General features: G+C 71.0%; 19 protein-coding genes. 11 read left to right on the forward strand and 8 right to left on the reverse strand.

The window, feature by feature from the left end:
- Positions 1 to 33: 33 nt before the first annotated feature.
- Positions 34 to 696 (forward strand): hypothetical protein, encoded by a 663-nt coding sequence (locus O7631_RS21545; protein WP_088989721.1) that lies wholly within the window; start codon positions 34 to 36, stop codon positions 694 to 696.
- Positions 697 to 815: 119 nt separating this feature from the next.
- Here O7631_RS21545 and O7631_RS21550 read toward each other — a convergent pair whose 3' ends face one another.
- The 3 genes from O7631_RS21550 to O7631_RS21560 all read right to left on the reverse strand — a co-directional run bounded on the left by O7631_RS21550 (position 816) and on the right by O7631_RS21560 (position 2,445).
- Positions 816 to 1,007, reverse strand: a complete 192-nt coding sequence (locus tag O7631_RS21550; RefSeq protein WP_088989720.1) for a DUF5703 family protein — start codon at positions 1,005 to 1,007, stop codon at positions 816 to 818.
- 242 nt (positions 1,008 to 1,249) lie between these two features.
- Complete coding sequence (locus O7631_RS21555) at positions 1,250 to 2,029, reverse strand: SseB family protein (protein ID WP_278145890.1); 780 nt, start codon at positions 2,027 to 2,029, stop codon at positions 1,250 to 1,252.
- Positions 2,026 to 2,445: a YbaB/EbfC family nucleoid-associated protein gene (locus O7631_RS21560; protein ID WP_278145891.1), complete on the reverse strand. Its 420-nt coding sequence runs from the start codon at positions 2,443 to 2,445 to the stop codon at positions 2,026 to 2,028. Before O7631_RS21560 ends, O7631_RS21555 begins: the two co-directional genes overlap by 4 nt.
- Before the next feature lie 93 nt (positions 2,446 to 2,538).
- Here O7631_RS21560 and O7631_RS21565 point away from each other — a divergent pair, with 93 nt between their 5' ends.
- From O7631_RS21565 to O7631_RS21575, 3 genes are read left to right on the forward strand one after another with little or no spacing between them, the layout of a single operon-like run.
- On the forward strand, positions 2,539 to 2,871 hold the full coding sequence (locus tag O7631_RS21565; RefSeq protein WP_278145892.1) for a hypothetical protein: 333 nt from the start codon (positions 2,539 to 2,541) through the stop codon (positions 2,869 to 2,871).
- Positions 2,868 to 3,929, forward strand: a complete 1,062-nt coding sequence (locus tag O7631_RS21570; protein ID WP_278145893.1) for a WXG100 family type VII secretion target — start codon at positions 2,868 to 2,870, stop codon at positions 3,927 to 3,929. Before O7631_RS21565 ends, O7631_RS21570 begins: the two co-directional genes overlap by 4 nt.
- 21 nt (positions 3,930 to 3,950) lie before the next feature.
- Entirely contained in the window at positions 3,951 to 4,859 is a 909-nt protein-coding gene (locus O7631_RS21575; RefSeq protein WP_278145894.1) for a hypothetical protein, read from the forward strand.
- Positions 4,860 to 4,944: 85 nt separating this feature from the next.
- Here O7631_RS21575 and O7631_RS21580 read toward each other — a convergent pair whose 3' ends face one another.
- Complete coding sequence (locus tag O7631_RS21580; protein WP_088989714.1) at positions 4,945 to 5,916, reverse strand: aldo/keto reductase; 972 nt, start codon at positions 5,914 to 5,916, stop codon at positions 4,945 to 4,947.
- Between the two features lie 186 nt (positions 5,917 to 6,102).
- Here O7631_RS21580 and O7631_RS21585 point away from each other — a divergent pair, with 186 nt between their 5' ends.
- From O7631_RS21585 to mshC, 6 genes are all read left to right on the forward strand, one after another.
- Positions 6,103 to 7,155, forward strand: a complete 1,053-nt coding sequence (locus tag O7631_RS21585; RefSeq protein WP_145782115.1) for an LLM class F420-dependent oxidoreductase — start codon at positions 6,103 to 6,105, stop codon at positions 7,153 to 7,155.
- Positions 7,152 to 7,988, forward strand: a complete 837-nt coding sequence (locus O7631_RS21590; protein ID WP_278145895.1) for an undecaprenyl-diphosphate phosphatase — start codon at positions 7,152 to 7,154, stop codon at positions 7,986 to 7,988. The genes O7631_RS21585 and O7631_RS21590 overlap by 4 nt, the downstream gene beginning before the upstream one ends.
- A gap of 226 nt (positions 7,989 to 8,214) precedes the next feature.
- The gene (locus O7631_RS21595; protein ID WP_278145896.1) at positions 8,215 to 8,928 is read left to right on the forward strand and encodes an MSMEG_4193 family putative phosphomutase; all 714 of its coding nucleotides are present in this window, start codon (positions 8,215 to 8,217) and stop codon (positions 8,926 to 8,928) included.
- Positions 8,929 to 9,085: 157 nt separating this feature from the next.
- Positions 9,086 to 9,670, forward strand: coding sequence for a DUF3090 domain-containing protein (locus tag O7631_RS21600; protein WP_278145897.1), 585 nt, complete (start codon positions 9,086 to 9,088; stop codon positions 9,668 to 9,670).
- Positions 9,667 to 10,485, forward strand: a complete 819-nt coding sequence (locus O7631_RS21605; protein WP_278145898.1) for an SCO1664 family protein — start codon at positions 9,667 to 9,669, stop codon at positions 10,483 to 10,485. Before O7631_RS21600 ends, O7631_RS21605 begins: the two co-directional genes overlap by 4 nt.
- A gap of 66 nt (positions 10,486 to 10,551) precedes the next feature.
- Positions 10,552 to 11,790, forward strand: coding sequence for a cysteine--1-D-myo-inosityl 2-amino-2-deoxy-alpha-D-glucopyranoside ligase (gene mshC, locus O7631_RS21610; protein WP_278145899.1), 1,239 nt, complete (start codon positions 10,552 to 10,554; stop codon positions 11,788 to 11,790).
- Between the two features lie 542 nt (positions 11,791 to 12,332).
- On the opposite strand, the gene O7631_RS21615 is transcribed toward mshC, so the two are convergent.
- Complete coding sequence (locus tag O7631_RS21615; protein WP_278147987.1) at positions 12,333 to 13,124, reverse strand: GntR family transcriptional regulator; 792 nt, start codon at positions 13,122 to 13,124, stop codon at positions 12,333 to 12,335.
- 124 nt (positions 13,125 to 13,248) lie between these two features.
- Positions 13,249 to 14,118: a PAC2 family protein gene (locus tag O7631_RS21620; RefSeq protein ID WP_269678735.1), complete on the reverse strand. Its 870-nt coding sequence runs from the start codon at positions 14,116 to 14,118 to the stop codon at positions 13,249 to 13,251.
- Positions 14,119 to 14,380: 262 nt separating this feature from the next.
- Here O7631_RS21620 and metH point away from each other — a divergent pair, with 262 nt between their 5' ends.
- Positions 14,381 to 17,896, forward strand: a complete 3,516-nt coding sequence (metH, locus tag O7631_RS21625; protein ID WP_278145900.1) for a methionine synthase — start codon at positions 14,381 to 14,383, stop codon at positions 17,894 to 17,896.
- 57 nt (positions 17,897 to 17,953) lie between these two features.
- Here metH and O7631_RS21630 read toward each other — a convergent pair whose 3' ends face one another.
- Together O7631_RS21630 and O7631_RS21635 are read right to left on the reverse strand one after the other, a co-directional pair.
- Positions 17,954 to 18,184: a tyrosine-type recombinase/integrase gene (locus tag O7631_RS21630; protein ID WP_278145901.1), complete on the reverse strand. Its 231-nt coding sequence runs from the start codon at positions 18,182 to 18,184 to the stop codon at positions 17,954 to 17,956.
- Between the two features lie 128 nt (positions 18,185 to 18,312).
- Positions 18,313 to 18,996, reverse strand: a complete 684-nt coding sequence (locus O7631_RS21635; protein ID WP_278145902.1) for a hypothetical protein — start codon at positions 18,994 to 18,996, stop codon at positions 18,313 to 18,315.
- Positions 18,997 to 19,147 lie beyond the last annotated feature (151 nt).

A 19,147-nucleotide genomic window follows, 5' to 3' on the forward strand; every position in this document is an offset into this window, starting at 1 on the left:
GCGCGACCTCCCCATCCGAAGGGACTGCCCCACATGACCGACCAGCACGGTGAGCTGGACGCCGCTCTCGAGCGCGTGATCGAAGCGGCCCGCCACCACCTGGCCGCTGTACGCGCCGCTCAGGGCCGCGTCGACGACGACGACGTCTGGCAGGCGTACGTGGCGTTGAACAACGCCTCCTTCGCGTACGACGAGCGGCTGCTCGACGCCTTCGGCGAGGTGACGCCGTGGGATGTCGACTCGATCGACCCCGACGAGGCCGACGAGCGCTTCGGCGGCGTCGACGGTGCCGAGGCCAGCGACCCCCACCCGAGGGTGATCTCGGTACGCCAGCGCCGTGACTACCGGGTGCCGAGCGTGGCCGCGCTGCTGCGCGTGGCCGAGGCCGCCCGGCGCGAGGGGACCCCGGAGGACGACGAGCCGGCACCGGTGGAGGGCGTCGGCGAGGCGGTGCTGGAGTTGCTGCAGAGCGGCGACGGCTCGCTCGGCGCGCTGGACGTCCCGGAGTTGGAGCCACTCGACGGGGTGGTCATGGTCAGCGAGGTGGGCACCCCGGTCGACCTGGAGTCGTTCGACGACGACGACGCGGTCGGCCCGTTCCAACCGGCGGCCGACGACCGGCTCGTCGGCCGGCTCGACGAGCACCCGTTCATGGAGCTCGACGACGATCACGACCACGCCGGGCACCAGCACTAGACGAGCACGCCCGCACCAGGGACGGGGCTGGCCCGCCGTGTCGAGGTGCCGGTGAGCGATATACCGCAGAGGTATGAATATGACTCTGCGGTATATCGCTCACCGGGGGCACGGCCCGCTCAGTACGACAGGCCGGGCTGCGGCTGGTTGACCAGTCGACGGCGTAGCACCACCTGTCGCGTGCCGTCGCGGTAGAGCCGCACCCGGGCCAGCTCCCATCCGGAGAACTCCGCCTGGATCGCCAACTGCGCCGCGGCGGTCAACCGGTCGACGTTCGGCGGCAACCGCAGCGGCGCGTATTCGTAGTCCATGCCATCCATGCTGCCCAGCCCAGCGGCCATTTGCCACCCCCTCGGGGGTGACCGACGCCGCTGATGCGCCCTCCCGCCGCGCCAAACCCCCAGCCGCGGTAAACAGGCCCGCAACCGCGAGCCCGCACAGTGCTGCGCCGATCATGGAGTAATGGTGTCCGGATTAGCCCGTTTGGGGCGTCTTCGTCACTCACCACAACTCCATGATCGGCGGGGCGGTGCGTTGCCGGCAGGCCTGGAACTCAGCCGGCGGGGGCGTTCGCCGTCAGCAGGGTCGTCAGCGCCGGCGCGGACAGGGCGACCGCCTGGGCGCTGCCCGGGTCCACCGCCAGCCCCCAGGAGCGGTCCGGCCAGTCCTCGAACAGGTCGGCGCAGGGCAGCGCGATGAACGGCACCCCGTCCCCGGTGAACGCGGCGAGCGCCGTCGGCGAGGTGAAGACCGGCAGCAGCGGCGCGCCGGTCGCGTCGCCGACCACTGTCCACGGGAAGTCGGCATCCGGCGTCGGTTCCCCGGCCAGCGGCACGCACACCGTCGCGCCGGCCAGCACTCCGAGGTAGCCGGGCAGGTCACGCCGGTCGACGGCCGCGCCGAGTAGCGCCACCACCGCCGGCTCCGCCGCCTCGGTCGCAACCGCCTCGGTCGCGGTCGGCCGGGTGGGGGCCGGTCGCGGCGGCAGGCCAGGGCTCGCGGCCGGCGGCACCGCCCGGCAGGAGAGCGCACCCGGCTGGTCGGTCAACACCACGGCGGCGGTACGGGCCACGAGCACACTGAGCCGCTGCACCTGCTCCGGGGTGCGCGCAACCTCGTACCACCAGCCCTCGTCGCCGGTCGGACGGTGCCACCCGAGTGCGGCCAGGCGTGCCTCGTCGTGGCCGGGGCAGACCACCCGCACTACCTCGCGGCGCACCAGCAGGCGGATGCCGCGCGGACCGGCGGAGAGTTCCAGGTCGGTGTCCCGGTCGCAGTGGGCGATCGTGTCCCGCAGCCGCGTGACGATCTCCGGCCAGGTCGGCGACGTCACGCCGGTGGGCCGGGCAGGCGGGCGTCCAGCCGGCCGAGCCGGGCCACGGTCTCCTCCAGGCGGCCCAGGGCCGAGAAGTCGCCCGGCGTGCCGAACAGGTCGCCCAGGCTCGCGCCGAGCGCGCCGTCCAACCCCTCGGTGTGCTCCTCGACGCGGTCTCTGGCGGCCGCACGGGCCCGCCGGTAGGCGTCGAGCACCAGCTCCGCCACGCCCTCGGTGCCGGCGCGCAGCGCGGCGGGCGCGAGGGTGAGGCCGGTCAGGGCCCCGGTGGCGTCGACGGTCGCCGAGACCAGGCCACTCTCGTCGGTCGCGGTGCCCGACAGCTCGGTCAGGTCGTCGCCCAGCCCGGCGAACCGGCGCTCGATGTCGGCGATCCGTCCGGCCAGCGCGTCGAACGCGGACGTCGGGTCCGTCATGAAATCCCTCCCCCGTGGATCGTGCGACCGGGTGGTGCCCGGTGGCCGGGAGATCGTATCGTCGGTTCGCTCGACTCATGGGGGAGGAACGGCATGCCACCGGACATCGATGTCGACGTGCAGGCGGTCCGTCGACTGGAGACAGCCGCGAAACACGTCGCCAGTTCGCTCGCCGCGCTGGAGGCGCAGATCGTCTCGGCCGGTGACGTGCCGTCGGACGCCTTCGGCCACCTGCCGTTCGCCAGCGACCTACTGCGCGCCAAATACGCCGAGCAGGTCGCCGGCGGCCGCGAGTTGTTCGGCGCCGCGCACGCCGCGTTCGGCCGGGTCGGCGCGGCGTTGGGCGACACGGTCGAGGCGTACGAGCGCACCGAACGGGACCTCGACGCCGGGTTCAAGGCCATCCAGTCGGGGCTGCCCGGATGAGCGGGCCGGCCGGCAGCGCCGTCGAACTGTGGAACGGCCTCGACAATGCGCTCTCCGGAGTGGAGGACGCCGTCGACAGCGTCTGCCGGACGTTGGCCTGGCCGCTGATCCAGATCGTCGAGCTGGTCGACGGTGAGCCCGCTGTCCTGCGCGCCAAGGCCGCCGAGTGGGACGCGTTGGCCACGCAGGTACGTGACCTGGCCCAGGGCCACCGCGGCACCCGGGAGTCCGCGCAGGCAGGGTGGGTCTCTCCCTCCGGCGTGGCGTACGGCAAGCGGCTGGCCGAGGTCGAACAGCAGATGCTCGACGTGGCCGAGCAGTTCGCCGCGACAGCGGAGTACCTGCGCAGCGTCGCCGACGGCCTGCAGACCGTCCACGACGTACTCGTGGACCTCTGCGTCGAGTTCGTGAACTGGATGCTCGTGACGCTGGTGACGGCGCTCCTGATGGCGCCGGTGACCATGGGGGCGTCCTGGGTCGCCGGCGTGGGCGTGACGGTGACCAGGGCCCTGATCGTGGTCACCCGGGCGCTGAAGGTCCTGCGACCGTTGGCGGCCCACCTGCAGAAGGTCATCCGCCTGCTCCAACGGGTCATGCTGTCCCTGCGGAAGCTCCAGGCGCACCTCGACAAGCTGGTCACCATGCAGGACAAGCTGCTCACCGGCCGGAAGTACGTCGAGAAGCGCCACGCCGCGGGCAAGGCCGACAAGTGGTTCCACAAGATCTTCGACCCCACCAAGGGCACCTACAAGCTGGGCAAGTCCGGTTCGCCGTTCGACATGGGTGTCCTCGACCGGGCCTCCGCGCTGCGGACGCACGGCGTCGCCGACGGGGCTCGGGTGATCGCGCGGGACTGGGCGACCAACCTTCCGTGGAACGTGCCGAACTCGGTCGTCCACGGCGTCACCTGGGGGACCGTCGCGTTCACCAGCGGACTGTCCATCCCCGGCGCCGAGCAGGTCGGTGACCAGATCGATCAGGCGGTGCAGGGCGGCGCCGACTGGATCGACCAGAATGTCTTCGGGCAGCCGCCCGCGGGTCAACCCGCGGGCCGTTAGCCCCGGTCGAGGAGGTACGGCGTGACGGCAGAGCAGCGAGGTCGGCTGGGTCGGTTCACCGACGCGGTGCTCGGCGGCGCGCGGGCGGCCCGGGACAAGGCCCGCGAGCTGCGCGAGGAGTTCCGCACCAGCGACGAACCCGAACGTGCCCTGGTGGCGCCGCTCCTGCCCGGCCAGGAGCTGCGCTACGTCGGCCTCGCCCCGGTCCGCTGCCCGGACACGCACAAGGCCGGCCGGCAGCTCGCCGACGTGATGGCCGACAAGTTCGTCGACTCCCTCGACCCGAAGGTGCTGTTCGGTCTGCTCAACATCGTCAACCCGGTCGTCTGGGTCGATGCGGTGCTCACCCCGGTGCGGATGGCGGCGGGCGTGCTGCTGCTGCCGGGCAAGGCGGGTGCCGTCGCCGCCGGCCTGCCGGAGGCGGTCGCGCCGGAGCCGGACCTGCCGCACCAGCCGGTCCAGCGGGAGCCGATCCCGCTCACCGAGGAACAGGAGGCGTTCCGGGCGCTGTTCCGGCTCAGCCTGTACCGGCCCCTGGCCGACCAGCTCGCCGAGATCGCCTACCGACGTCGGTACGTCTTCAGCGGCGACCTCGCCACCCTCGCCGGCAGCCTCCTGCTCTTCCTGGATCGCTACACCGGCACCCCGTTCGCGGTGACCGACACCCACCTGCACCTGCTCAGATTGGGCTCCCGCCCGGACGCCGACCGACCGGACCGGCGCCGAGCACGGGTGCTCTGGAGTGTGCCGCTCAGCCGGGTGGCACGGTTCGACTCCGAGCGCAGTGCGACCGGTCTCGTGCAGCTCACATCGACCATCGCCTTCGACGACGGCTCATGGCTCCGGCTCACCCAGCCCGCTCTCCGCGACGACCAGTCGCGCTTCTTCACCGCGCTCGGCGACCTTCCCGGCCGGCGTCCGTCGCCCTGACGCGGCCGGCGTCCGTCGCCGTAGCCCGGCCGAGGGGGTCCAGACCTGACGCGGCCGACGGGTCGGCCTCGACCCGGCCGGTCGGTCAGCCGTCGCGCTCGGGGTATCCCACCGGCACCGCCGACACGTCGTCCAGCGCGGTGGTGATCTCCTCCGGCAGTGTGATGCGTTCCACTTGCAGAGCGCCGAGCAGTTGCCCCACCGTCCGGGCGCCCAGGATCGGCGCGGTCACGCCCGGCCGGTCCCGGATCCAGGCCAACGCCACCTCCAGCGGCGACACACCCAGCCCGCCGGCCGCTGTCGCCACCGCCTCCACGATGCTGGAGCAGCGCGGTTCCAGGTACGTCGCGACGAACCGCTCGAAGTGCGGCGACGCGGCCCGGGAGTCCGCCGGACGGCCGTGCCGGTACTTGCCGGTGAGCACCCCCCGGCCCAGTGGGGACCACGGCAGCACGCCGAGGCCGAGCGCGTCGCACGCGGGCAGCACCTCCCGCTCCACGCCCCGTTCGAGCAGCGAGTACTCCACCTGGGCGGCGACCACCGGCGCCCGGCCCGGCCAGGCGGTCTGCCAGGCGGCGGCCCGCGCGGTCTGCCAACCGGAGAAGTTCGACACACCGACGTAGCGGACCTTGCCGCTGGCCACCGCGTGGTCCAGCGCGGCCAGGGTCTCTTCGAGGGGGGTGTCCGGGTCGTACCCGTGCACCTGGAACAGGTCGACGTGGTCGGTGCCGAGCCGGCGCAGCGACGCGTCCAACGTCCGCAGCAGGTGCCCCCGGGAGCCGTCCCGGCGTCGGCCGCTGCCCGGCCGCAACCCGGCCTTGGTGGCGATCAGCAGTTCCTCGCGGGGCACGAGGGAGCCCAGCAGCGAGCCGATCACCGACTCGGCGTCGCCGTCGCCGTACACGTCGGCGGTGTCGATCAGGTTGCCGCCCGCGTCCAGGTAACTCTTCAGCTGGGCGGCCGCATCGTCGGCGTCGGTGTCCCGGCCCCAGGTCATGGTGCCGAGCGCGAGCCGGGAAACCGCCAGCCCGCTTCGGCCGAGCGGTCGCTGTTGCATGGGTGAACCTTATTTCGAACCTGCCGCCACGGATATCCTCGCTCCCGTATCTCTGCCGGTTCTGCCGGTTCCGCCGCCCGGTGCTGTCCCGATGGAGGGGGGACCAAAGGGGTCGAGCCGGTGATCGACTCCGTTATCGGCATTGCGTAACCTGGTGCGACCTGTGCCACGGATGGGGGAGGACCAGTGCGACTCGGGCTCAGTCTTGGATATCAGACGGCGTGGAGCACACCGGCCGACCACCTGGCTCTGGCGCAGGAGGCGGATCGGCTGGGCTATTCGGTGGTGTGGGCGGCGGAGGCCTACGGCTCCGACTCGCCCAGCATGCTGGCCTGGATGGCCGGCCAGACCGAACGGATCGACGTCGGCGCCGCGGTGATGCAGATCCCGGCCCGTACGCCGGCGGCCACCGCGATGACCGCCGCCACCATCGACGCGCTCTCCGGTGGTCGGTTCCGCCTCGGCCTGGGCGTCTCCGGCCCGCAGGTCTCCGAGGGCTGGCACGGTGTGCGTTTCGCCAAGCCCCTCGCCCGGACCCGCGAGTTCGTCGACATCGTGAAGCTGGCCGTGGCCCGCAAGGAGGTGGCGTACGACGGCGAGCACTACACGCTGCCGCTGCCGGACGGCCCCGGTAAGGCCCTGCGGCTGGGCTTCCACCCACCCCGTGAACACATACCGATCTACCTGGCCGCGGTCGGTCCGAAGAACCTGGAGCTGGCCGGCGAGATCGCCGACGGCTGGCTGGCCGTCTTCTACGCCCCGGAGTTCGCCGAGGAGCAGCTCGCCTCGGTGCGCGCCGGGCGGGCCAAGGTCGGCAAGGAGCTGGCCGGGTTCGACGTGGTGCCGTCGGTGCCCGTGGTGATCGGTGACGACGTGGCGTCCTGCGCGGAACTGGTGCGCTGGTACGCGGCGCTGTACGTGGGTGGCATGGGCAGCCGCCAGCAGAACTTCTACAACCAGCTCGCCACCCGGATGGGGTACGGCGACGCCGCCCGCGAGGTGCAGGACCTGTACCTGGCCAAGCGGCAGCGCGACGCCGCCGCCGCCGTGCCGATGGAGTTCATCGACCGGACGTCGCTGCTCGGGCCGAAGGAGCGCGTCGCCGAGCGGATGCGGGAGTACGCCGCCGCCGGCGTCACCACGCTGTCGGTGACCCTGTTCGTGGCCGACCGGGAGAGCGGTGTGCAGACCCTGCGTACCGTCGCCGAGGCACTTGATCTTTCGGGAGTTGGCGAGTGACCTGGGTCGAGGCCATCGTCCTGGGCATCGTCCAGGGACTGACCGAGTTCCTTCCGGTCAGCTCGTCGGGGCATCTGCGGATCACCTCGGCGATCTTCTTCGACCGCGACGCCGGCGCGTCGTTCACAGCGGTCACCCAGCTCGGCACCGAAGCGGCCGTGTTGATCTACTTCGCCAAGGACATCTGGCGGATCACCCGGACCTGGTTGGTCGGCATCCGGGACAGGTCCGTGCGGTCCAGCCTCGACTACCGGATGGGCTGGTACGTGATCGTCGGGTCCATCCCGATCGGGTTGTTCGGTTTCCTGTTCAAGGACCAGATCAAGACGGCCGGGCGCAACCTGTGGGTGGTGGCGACCACGCTGATCGTGTTCGCGTTCGTGCTGGCGTTCGCCGAGTACTGGGGTCGGCAGACCCGCACCCTGGAGAACTTCCGGATGAAGGACGGCATCGTGATGGGCTTCGCCCAGGCGATGGCGCTGGTCCCCGGGGTGTCCCGCTCGGGCGGCACGCTCACCGCCGGCCTGCTGCTCAACCTGACCCGGGAGGCGGCGGCACGGTACTCGTTCCTGCTGGCCATCCCGGCGGTGGTGATGTCCGGCGTGTTCAGTCTCGGGGACGTCTTCGAACCGTCCGCCCCGGGCACGTCCACGCCGTCGGTGGCCCAGATGATCGTGGCCACGGTCATCGCCTTCGGCATCGGGTACGCGGCCATCGCCTGGCTGTTGCGCTATGTCGCCCACCACACCCTGTACGTCTTCGTGCTGTACCGGGTCGCGCTGGGCACCCTGGTCCTGGCCCTGCTGCTGACCGGCACGATCAGCGCCACCTGATCCACCCGTCGACGGCCCCCGGCCCGCCCTCGAGGCGGCCCGGGGGCCGTCGTGCTTTCCGCGACGCCACATCGCCCGGGGGAGCGGGAATTCTCTTGATCGACTCCACGTCGCCGATGCGGGGGTGTCCGAGCCGCGGGACACCACCAGATCGGCGAACTGGTGTCGATCAGCCCGGACGGCGGCCGTGGCCCGTGGAGGTGGGAGCGGCGGGGGAGGCCCTAGGGTGGTCGGTGTGGCGACCCTTCTGCTTCTGCGACACGGCCGGACCACGGCGAACGCCGACGGCGGTCTGGCCGGCCGACAACCGGTCGAGCTGGACGACACCGGGCGCGCCCAGGCCGTCGCGGTGGGCGAGCGGTTGCGGGCGGTGCCCCTGGCCGCCGTCGTGACGAGCCCGCTGATCCGGTGCCGGCAGACCCTGGAGCTGGCGCTGCCGCAGGCCACGCCGGTCGTCGAGGACGGGCTGATCGAGTGTGACTACGGCAGCTGGGAGGGGCAGCCGCTGAAGAAGCTCGCCAAGGAACCGCTCTGGCCGGTGGTGCAGCAGCGCCCGAGCGCCGCGGTGTTCCCCGACGGCGAGGCGATGGCGGCGATGTCCGCCCGGGCGGTGGCGGCGGTTCGCTCGTGGGACGCCCGGGTGAGCGCCGAGCACGGTCCCGAGGCGGTGTGGCTGGCGTGCAGCCACGGTGATGTGATCAAGGCCATCGTGGCGGACGCGCTCGGCGTACACCTGGATCTCTTCCAGCGGGTCGTGGCCGACCCGGCGTCGGTGACGGCGATCCGGTTCACGCCGCTGCGGCCGTTCCTGGTCCGGCTCAACGACACCGGCGGCGACCTCTCCGGCCTGGTGCCGCCGCCTCGCAAGCGGCGTCGGCGGGCGTCCCGGGCGGCTGATTCGGACGCCGCGGTCGGCGGCGGGGCCGGCGCGGCCCGGTGACGACGCCGATCGGCGGCCGCCGGGCCGCACCACACCGGACCGGCGCGCAGGCCGCCACGCCCGGGCGCAGCCGCTGGTACGCCGGGCGCGCCGCCGCTGTGGCGATTCGGGTCGGTGGGGTGCGCGGTGCCCTGGCGGGCCGGATAGGGTCGTGGGTATGACCCACCAGGTGCACGCCTTCGAACCGCCGGAGCGGTTCGTCGCCGGGACAGTCGGCCCGCCGGGGGAGCGCGCCTTCTACCTGCAGGCCCGCGGCGGCGGCCGGCTGGTCAGCGTCGCGCTGGAGAAGGTCCAGGTCTCACTGCTCGCCGAGAAGCTGGAGGAGCTGCTCACCGAGGCGCAGCGTCGCTTCGGGGTGGACCTGCCCGAGCTGGCGCCGGTGATCGGTGACAACGAGCCGCTGGACACTCCGGTCGACGAGGAGTTCCGGGTCGGCACCCTCGGCCTGGCCTTCGACGTGGACACCGCGACAGTGGTGATCGAGGCGATCGCCGCCGGCGAGGTGGAGCCCGAGGTCGAGCTGGGCGACGAGGACGACGAGGACGAGGACGACGACGAGGACGAAGAGCCGGACGAGGACCTGGATCGGCTCCGGGTCCGGCTCACCCCGCAGGCGACCCGCCAGTTCATCGAGCGGGCCCGGCGAGTGGTCAACGCGGGCCGGCCGCCGTGTCCGCTCTGCGGCCAACCGTTGGACCCCGCCGGGCACCTCTGCCCGCGGCACAACGGTTACCACCGGTGACCTCGTCCGGCCTCCAGCCTCGCCAGGACGGTGACGCCGCGCTTCGGTTGCTGCGCGACGGCGTGCTCGACCTGGAAGGTCGGCTGGTCGACGCGTCGAACACGACGCTGCGCGGCATCCTGACCCTGGACGGGGTCACCGCCCGCTGCGTCTACAAGCCGGTCCGTGGCGAACGACCGCTCTGGGACTTCCCCGACGGCACCCTGGCCGGCCGGGAGGTCTCCGCGTACCTGGTCTCCGAGGCGACCGGTTGGGGCCTGGTGCCGCCCACGGTGCTGCGCGACGGCCCGTTCGGCCCCGGCTCCTGCCAACTGTGGATCGACGAGCCGGAGGACGCCGAGGAGCTGGTCGGGTTCCTGCCTGCCGACGAGGTGCCGCCCCGCTGGTTCCCGATCGCCGCAGCCCGGGACGACGACGGCGCGGCGTACGTGTTGGCGCACGCCGAGGACCCACGGCTGGCCCGACTCGCCGTGCTGGACGCAGTGATCAACAACGCCGACCGCAAGGGCGGCCACGTTCTCGTCGGGGCTGACGACCGGATCTACGGCGTGGACCACGGGGTGAGCTTCCACGTGGAGGACAAGCTGCGGACGGTCCTCTGGGGTTGGGCCGGTCGGCAGCTTCCCCCGGACGCCGTGGAGATGCTCGACGGGCTCGCCGGGCAGGTCACCGGGGCGCTCGGCGAGGAGTTGGCCGACCACCTGACGATCAGCGAGGTGGCCGAGCTGGCCTCCCGGATCGACCGGTTGCGCGAGACCGGCCGTTTCCCGCAGCCACCGGAGGACTGGCCGGCGATGCCCTGGCCACCCATGTGAGCCGCTGTCATCTTGATCACCCGTGGGGTGCTCCGGCGTCGTCGCCCGGCTGGTTAGGCTGATCCCATGGAGTCTTGGGCGGGACACGAGGTGCCACGGCTGCCGGGCACGGGCGAGCCGTTGGCGTTGTACGACTCGGCGCGACAGGGCGTCCACCCGAGTGACCCGGCCGACGCGGCGAGCATGTACGTCTGCGGCATCACCCCGTACGACGCGACCCACCTCGGCCACGCCGCCACCATGATCACGTTCGACCTGGTGCAGCGGATGTGGCGTGACGCCGGCCGTCCGGTGCGCTACGTGCAGAACGTCACCGACATCGACGATCCGCTGCTGGAGCGGGCCGCCCGCGACGGCGAGGACTGGGTGGTCCTGGCGATGCGGGAGACCGCGCTGTTCCGGGAGGACATGGAGGCGCTGCGGATCATCCCGCCGGCGCACTACGTGGGCGCCGTCGAGTCGATCCCGGACATCGCCGACAAGGTCGAGGTGCTGGTCAAGGACGGTGCCGCGTACCGACTCGACGACGGCACCGGCGACGTCTACTTCGACATCTCCGCCACCGGCCGGTTCGGCTACGAGTCGAACCTGACCCGTGAGCAGATGCTCGAGATCTTCCCGGACCGGGGCGGCGACCCCGACCGGGCCGGCAAGCGCGACCCCCTGGACCCGCTGCTGTGGCGCGGGGCCCGCGAGGGTGAGCCGTCCTGGCCGGGCGGAGACCTGGGCCCCGGCCGTCCGGGTTGGCACATCGAGTGCGCGGTGATCGCGCTGAACCTCCTCGGCGACCGGATCGACGTGCAGGGCGGCGGCAACGACCTGCTCTTCCCGCACCACGAGGCCTCCGCCGCGCACGCCGAGCGACTCACCGGTCAGGCGCCGTTCGCCGAGCACTACGTGCACGCCGGGATGATCGGCCTGGACGGCGAGAAGATGTCCAAGTCCCGCGGCAACCTGGTCTTCGTGTCCCGGCTGCGCGCCGACAAGGTCGACCCGATGGCGATCCGGCTGGCGTTGATCTCCGGGCACTACCGCAGCGACCGCACCTGGACCAACGAGCTGCTCACCGCCGCACAGGAGCGCCTGGCCCGCTGGCGGCAGGCCGCCGCCGCGCCCGCCGGGCCGTCCGGTGCCGAGCTTCTCGCCGGGGTACGCGCACGCCTGGCCGACGACCTCGACACCCCCGGCGCCCTCGCGGTCGCCGACCGCTGGGTCGAGGCGACCCTGGCGGGCGCCACGGATGACGCCGAAGCCCCCGCCCTCTTCGCGAACACAGTGGACGCCCTCCTCGGCATCCGCCTCTAGCCCTCGCCCCGCGTCGCCTCGCCCCGCGTCGCCTCGCCCCGCGTCGCCTCGCCCCGCGTCGCCTCGCCCCGCGTCGCCTCGCCCCGCGTCGCCTCGCCCCGCGTCGCCTCGCCCCGCGTCGCCTCGCCCCGCGTCGCCTCGCCCCGCGTCGCCTCGCCCCGCGTCGCCTCGCCCCGCGTCGCCCCGCCCCGCGTCGCCCCGCCCCGCGCGCGTCGATCATGGAGTTGTGGTGGGCGACAAAAGGTGCTGTGCCCCTTATGTGCAGCACCACAACTCCATGATCGACAGAGGCCACGGGTCACCGCGTCTCGCCATGCCCAGCCCGGCGGTCGCCTGGGTTGATCGACTCGGGTTTCAGGAAGTCGCGCTGTCCAGCACGATGCGACCCCCCGACTTCCAGAAACCCGAGTCGATCATCGCGAGATCCTGCGTCGATCATGAGGTTGACGGGCGGTTCGATGTCCATCGGACCCGTCAACCTCATGATCGACGCAATGGGTGCGGGGCGCCGGGGTGGGGCGAGCGCCGGGTGTGGGTGGTGGTTAGCCCAGGACCAGGCCGGGGTCGGGTTCCGGGTCGGGGGTGGGGCCGGGGATCTGGTACTCCTCGGTGAGGGTGGTCATCGGGCCGGGCCAGGTGGCCTGGGCGACCTCGATCGGTTTGCGGTGCGCGTCGTACGCGATGTGCAGGAGGTGCAGCACCGGGGTGTCCGGCCGGATCTGGAGGGTCTCGGCCTCCTCCCGGCTGGGCTGGCGGGCGCTGATCGTGTCGGTGGCCGAGACGTACCGCCGGCCGGTGACCTCCTCGGCCTCCTGGTAGAGGGGTCGGCCGAACGCCTCGGCGCGCTCCAACGACGTGCCCGTGGTGTCGCGGGGCAGGAACCAGGAGGCCCCCACCTCGACGGGGGAGTCGTCGGTGCGGACGAGGTGCCGGCGGCAGAGCAGGTTGGTGCCGTCGGAGACGCCGAACGCGTCGGCGACCTCGGCGGGCGCGGGGGAGAGGCCGACGGAGACCAACTGCTGGCGGTACCGGGCGGCCAGGTCGGTGTGGTAGCCGCGGAAGCCGCCGTACCGCCCTCGGGAGAGCCGGTTGAGCCGGCGGCGGGTGCCCCGGACGTACGTACCGGAGCCGGGTTTGGTGATCAGGATGCCCTCGACCCGCAGTTGGTCGACGGCGCGTTGCACGGTCTGCTTGGCGACGCCGAACATCTCGGCGATGGCTGGGATGGACGGCAGGCGCTCGCCCGGCCCCCAGTCGCCCCGGCGGACCTGGGCCTTGAGCTGCGCGGCGATCTGTCGGTGCGGGAACTCAGCGGCCCCGGGATTGATCTGCACACCCGCCTCCTTGATCACGTCTAGGTTCCTAGGATGCCGTAGAGGGTGTGACGGCGCTACCCCGGACACGCCAAAACGGGCCCCCGGACCACAAAAGGTCCGAAGGCCCGCAGCGGGAGACGTGCTACCAGGAACCGGCGGTGGGGCCGGCCGAACCGCCCCGTCGACGCAGGTACTTCTCGAACTCCTGGGCGATCTCGTCACCGGTCAACGGGGTGATGCCCTCGTCGCCGACCCGTTCCTCCAGCTCGCGAACGTATTCGCCCAGCTCGGCGTCCTGCTCGGCGGCGCTGCGTACGCGCTGTTCCCACTCGGCGGACTCCTCGGCCAGGTCGGCCATCGGCACCGGCAGGTCGACGACCTCCTCCACCCGGTGCAGCAGGGCGAGGGTGGCCTTCGGGCAGGGCGGGTTGTTGGCGTAGTGCGGCACGTGCACCCAGAACGAGACGGCGTCCACCTCGGCGCGGGCGCAGGCGTCGTGCAGCACGCCCACGATGCCGGTCGGCCCGTCGTAGCGGGTGGGGGTGAGCTGGTAACGCTCGGCGGCCTGCGCGTCGGAGGCGCTGCCGCTGATCGGCAGCGGCCGAGTGTACGGAACGTCGGCGAGCAGCGCGCCGAGCAGCACGACCCGTTCCACCTCGAGGCTGTGGCAGATCTCCAGCACCTGCTCGCAGAACGTCCGCCAGCGCATGCTCGGCTCGATGCCGCGGATCAGCACCACGTCACGGTCGGTGCCCTCCGGGCTGGCCACCATGAACCGGGTCGTCGGCCACTCCACCCGGCGGGTCTCTCCGTCGGCCATCGTGATCGTGGGCCGGCTGACCTGGAAGTCGTAGAAGTCCTCCGGGTCCAGCTCGGTGATCTGTCGGGCGTTCCAGACCTGTTCCAGGTGCTCGACCGCGGCGGTGGACGCGTCGGCCGCGTCGTTCCAGCCCTCGAAGGCGGCGATCGCCACCGGGGACCGCAGCACCGGCAGTCCGTCGAACTCGGTCACGCCGTCACCTCACCCTGCTCGTCGCGGTCGGCGCCGGGATCGCGCCCGGTCGTCGTACCGTGTGGCACAGTGGCGTCCCTGTTGTCCTTCACGTCCGCCAGCCTACGTGCCGGGCAGGGATGCGGCTTGTCGGCCGCGCCGGTCCACCGGACCGGCGACCGGTCATACACGAACGAACCAGACATGGTGATCCCGCTGACACAATATGGGATCGCGCGCCGAGGGGCGTTGAGTGCGACGGGGACCGCACTAACCTGAACGGGTGCGGACTTCGTTGATGGATGTGCTGGCCGACCGGATTCTCATCGCCGATGGGGCGATGGGCACGATGTTGCACGCCGCGGACCTCACGCTCGACGACTTCCTCGGTCTCGAGGGGTGCAACGAGATCCTCAACGTCACCCGGCCGGACGTGGTGCGCGGCGTGCACGACGCCTACCTGGCCGCCGGCGCGGACTGCGTGGAGACCAACACCTTCGGCGCCAATCTCGCCAACCTCGCCGAGTACGACATCCCGCAGCGCATCCGGGAGCTGTCCGAGGCGGGCGCGCGGATCGCCCGGGAGGCCGCCGACGCGGCCAGCACCCCGCAGCGACCCCGGTTCGTGCTCGGCTCGATCGGGCCGGGCACCAAGCTGCCCACCCTCGGGCATGCCCCCTACTCGACCCTGCGCGACGCCTACCAGGAGAACGCCGCCGGTCTGATCGAGGGCGGCGTGGACGCCCTGATCATCGAGACGAGCCAGGACCTGCTCCAGGTCAAGGCAGCGGTGGTCGGCTCGAAGCGGGCGATGGCCGAGCTGGGCCAGTCGGTGCCGATCATCTGTCACGTGGCCATGGAGACCACCGGGACCATGCTGGTGGGCAGCGAGATCGGTGCCGCCCTGGCGGCGATCGAGCCGCTCGGGGTGGACCTGATCGGCCTCAACTGCTCCACCGGCCCGGCGGAGATGAGCGAGCACCTGCGGTATCTGTCGCAGCACTCCCGCGCCCCCCTGTCGGTGATGCCGAACGCCGGCCTGCCGGTGCTGACCGCCGACGGCGCGTACTTCCCGCTGACTCCCGTGGAGCTGGCCGAGGCCTTGGAGCGGTTCATCACCGACTACGGCGTGGGGCTGATCGGGGGTTGCTGCGGCACCACGCCGGAGCACATCCGGGTGTTGTCCGAGCGGCTGCACGGCCGCGTCGCCCCGGCCCGTGAGGCCCGGCACGAGGCGGGTGTCTCCTCGGTGTACCACCCGGTGCCGTTCGCCCAGGACGCGTCGGTGTTGATGGTGGGGGAGCGGACCAACGCCAACGGTTCCAAGGCGTTCCGGGAGGCGATGCTCGCCGGTGACTGGCGTGCCTGTGTGGAGATCGCCCGCAGTCAGGCCCGGGACGGCTCGCACCTGCTCGACCTGTGCGTCGACTACGTGGGCCGCGACGGCACGCAGGACATGCGGGAGCTGGCCGGCCGGTTCGCCACCGCGTCCACCCTGCCGATCATGTTGGACTCCACCGAGCCGGCGGTCATCGAGGCCGGGCTGGAGATGCTCGGCGGTCGGTGTGTGGTCAACTCGGTCAACTTCGAGGATGGGGACGGCCCGGAGTCCCGCTACGGGCGGGTGATGCCGGTGATCCGGGAGCACGGTGCCGCCGTGGTGGTGATGTGCATCGACGAGGAGGGGCAGGCGCGCACCGCGGCGGACAAGGTCCGCATCGCCTCGCGCACCATCGACGACCTGACCGGCAGGTGGGGGATGGAGCTGTCCGACATCCTCATCGACACGCTGACCTTCCCGATCGCCACCGGGCAGGAGGAGACCCGCCGCGACGGCATCGAGACGATCGAGGCGATCCGGGAGATCGCCCGGCGCTACCCGGGCGTCAACTTCACCCTGGGCATCTCGAACATCTCGTTCGGGCTCAACCCGGCCGCCCGGCAGGTGCTCAACTCGGTGTTCCTGCACGAGTGCGTGCAGGCCGGGCTGACGTCGGCGATCGTGCACGCCAGCAAGATCCTGCCGATGTCGAAGATTCCCGACGAGCAGCGCGAGGTCGCCCTGGACATGGTCTACGACCGGCGCCGCGAGGGGTACGACCCGTTGCAGCGCTTCCTCGAACTCTTCGAGGGTGTGGACGTGACCAGCGCCCGGGCCAGTCGGGCGCAGGAGCTGGCAGCGCTGCCGCTGGACGAGCGGCTCAAGCGGCGGATCATCGACGGTGAGCGCAACGGCCTGGAGGCCGACCTGGACGACGCCATGGCCGGCGGCCGGTCGCCACTGTCGATCATCAACGACATCCTGCTGGACGGCATGAAGGTGGTCGGCGAACTGTTCGGCTCCGGCCAGATGCAGTTGCCGTTCGTGCTCCAGTCCGCCGAGGTGATGAAGACCGCGGTGGCCTATCTGGAGCCGCACATGGAGACCACCGAGGACGGCGGCAAGGGCCGTATCGTGCTCGCCACAGTGCGCGGTGACGTGCACGACATCGGCAAGAACCTGGTCGACATCATCCTGTCGAACAACGGCTACGAGGTGGTGAACATCGGCATCAAGCAGCCGATCAACGCCATCCTCGACGCGGCTGAGAAGCACCGCGCCGACGCGATCGGCATGTCCGGGCTGCTGGTCAAGAGCACCGTCATCATGAAGGAGAATCTGGCCGAGATGGCCACGCGCGGGGTCGCGGAGCGTTGGCCCGTCCTGCTCGGAGGGGCGGCGCTGACCCGCGCGTACGTCGAGGACGACCTGCGGTCGATGTTCCCCGGCCAGGTGCACTACGCCCGGGACGCGTTCGAGGGCCTGTCCCTGATGGACAAGGTGATGACCGCCAAGCGCGGCGGCGCTCCGGTGATCGACCCGGAGCGGGAGGCCGCCCTTGCGGCGCGGCGCGCCCGCCGGGAACGGCAGCGCACCATGGTCACCGAGTCGCTGCCCGAGCTGCACGACTCCTCGGTCCGCTCCAACGTGGCAGTGGACGTGGAGGTGCCCACGCCGCCGTTCTTCGGCACCCGGGTGGTCAAGGGCGTGCCGATGGCGGATTATGCGGCGTTGCTCGACGAGCGGGCCACGTTCCGCGGGCAGTGGGGGCTCAACGGGGCCCGGGGCGGCAAGGGACCCTCCTACGACGAGCTGGTCGAGACCGAGGGTCGGCCGCGTCTGCGGTACTGGCTGGACCGGCTGATCGCCGATCAGGTGCTCGAGGCAGCCGTGGTGTACGGCTACTTCCCCGCGTACTCCGAAGGCAACGACCTGGTGGTGCTCGACGAGAACGGGCACGCGGAGCGCGCCCGGTTCTCCTTCCCCCGGCAGCGGCAGGAGCGGCGGCTCTGCCTGGCGGACTTCTTCAAGCCCAAGGGCGACCAGCTCGATGTGGTCGCGTTGCAACTGGTCACCGTCGGGCAACCCGTCAGCGAGTACGCGGCGAAGCTGTTCGCCCGCAACGAGTACCGCGACTACCTGGAGGTGCACGGGCTGTCGGTGCAGCTGACCGAGGCCCTCGCCGAGTACTGGCACCGGCGCGTCCGCGCCGAGATGACCCTGCCCGACGGCCGTCCGCTGGGCCACGACGACCCGACCGACCTGGCCGGTCTGTTGCGCAACGACTACCGGGGCTGCCGGTACGCGTTCGGCTACCCGGCCTGCCCCGACCTGGAGGACCGGGCGAAGATCGTGGACCTGCTCGGCGCGGACCGGATCGGTGTCGAGCTGTCTGAGGAGTTCCAGCTCATGCCGGAGCAGGCCACCGACGCGATCGTGGTCCACCACCCGGAGGCCAGCTACTTCAACGCCAAGTGACGCGTGCGGGTGCTCTGACCTGCGCGTGAAGCCGTCCGGAAGACCGTTGAACCTTGATCATGCCGTCTCCAGGCCGGCAACGGCTTCCGGGCCGTCCTTAGCGGCCTGGTCCTCACCGAAGGCCGCATCAATGGCCCGGCGCGTTCGGTCCTCGCTGGTCGGTAGGAGACGCGTGTAGGTCCGCAAGGTACATCCCGGGTCGGCGTGGCCGAGGTAGGTCGAGAGCGCCCTGATGCTCTCCCCTGCGTCCCGGAGATCAGAGGCGTAGGTGTGCCGAAGGACGTGCATTCCGTTGTGCCGGTCGTCGGGGGATGTTCGTGGCTCGGATCGCGAGCTACTGAGGCGGGGAGGGGAACCTCTAGCGTCTTGCCGCCTTTGGGAGCGTGGTGCCAGTCGAATAGCGGCGCGCTGTGGCCCTAAGGATTTTCGGCCTCTGCTTGCTGTAGGAGTCTTCTCATTCGTCGACGCTCGACCAGAGCGACCGCAACAATGACGACCGCAGTCGGAACGGCCGCGATGGCGAAAACGCGCGTGCCGACGATGCCGACCCCGACGCCTGAGATCAGCCATGTAACGGCATAGACGAGCAGTCCGGAGAGTAGCAGCACAAGAACCAGCACCGTCGTCGCCAGGGTCTGAACCGGGGAGCCGCCGTGCCCTAGCCGATCAAACCTCGGTAGTCGCGGGCTGGCTGGAAGGAGTACTGCCTCGGCGATGAGTGGATCATTGGCTACAAAGAAGCCGCGTATGGCATTCATTGCCCTGATGTATTTCCGGGCTTGGATCATCATGTCGAGGGCTCGTCGGTAAGCCAGATATGTCAGAAATAGAGTCGGCACGCCGAGGCCCAGCGCCACACTGATGACAATCTCGATGCTTCTTCGTTGAGACAGTAGTACGCCGACGAAGGCCATTTCTGCAGCCTGCAGTGTGACGACGAATTGAACTCTTTTCTCTACTGCCGAGAAGAGGAACACACGCAGCTCGCGAGCTGCGACAAAATCAGCCAGTAAGAACTGTACAGATTCTTCTTTAATCGTGCTCGCGTTGTCAGTTGACCGGGATGTTCTTCGATTGCGCCCGAGCACTGGCAGGCCCATGTTCAGATCGTATCCGAACCCATCAATCGGCCCAAGACCATCTGCCGCTCAAGTGATACTGTCGGGCTTCAGTTGATGCGTTACCCATCTGATTCAGTTGATGGGTGACAGGTCGTCGGTCAACAGGGTCTGGTCGTCACACCGCGTCACC

The sequence above is a fragment of the Micromonospora sp. WMMD967 genome, from assembly GCF_029626165.1.
Taxonomy (GTDB): Bacteria; Actinomycetota; Actinomycetes; order Mycobacteriales; family Micromonosporaceae; genus Micromonospora; species Micromonospora taraxaci.

Bases quoted from the DNA above. Each gene is read 5' to 3' on its own strand.
- O7631_RS21545 (WP_088989721.1), top strand. From the start codon at position 34: ATGACCGACCAGCACGGTGAGCTGGACGCCGCTCTCGAGCGCGTGATC.
- O7631_RS21550 (WP_088989720.1), bottom strand. From the start codon at position 1,007: ATGGACTACGAATACGCGCCGCTGCGGTTGCCGCCGAACGTCGACCGG.
- O7631_RS21560 (WP_278145891.1), bottom strand. From the start codon at position 2,445: ATGACGGACCCGACGTCCGCGTTCGACGCGCTGGCCGGACGGATCGCC.
- O7631_RS21565 (WP_278145892.1), top strand. From the start codon at position 2,539: ATGCCACCGGACATCGATGTCGACGTGCAGGCGGTCCGTCGACTGGAG.
- O7631_RS21570 (WP_278145893.1), top strand. From the start codon at position 2,868: ATGAGCGGGCCGGCCGGCAGCGCCGTCGAACTGTGGAACGGCCTCGAC.
- O7631_RS21580 (WP_088989714.1), bottom strand. From the start codon at position 5,916: ATGCAACAGCGACCGCTCGGCCGAAGCGGGCTGGCGGTTTCCCGGCTC.
- O7631_RS21600 (WP_278145897.1), top strand. From the start codon at position 9,086: ATGACCCACCAGGTGCACGCCTTCGAACCGCCGGAGCGGTTCGTCGCC.
- mshC (WP_278145899.1), top strand. From the start codon at position 10,552: ATGGAGTCTTGGGCGGGACACGAGGTGCCACGGCTGCCGGGCACGGGC.
- O7631_RS21630 (WP_278145901.1), bottom strand. From the start codon at position 18,184: ATGCACGTCCTTCGGCACACCTACGCCTCTGATCTCCGGGACGCAGGG.
- O7631_RS21635 (WP_278145902.1), bottom strand. From the start codon at position 18,996: ATGGGCCTGCCAGTGCTCGGGCGCAATCGAAGAACATCCCGGTCAACT.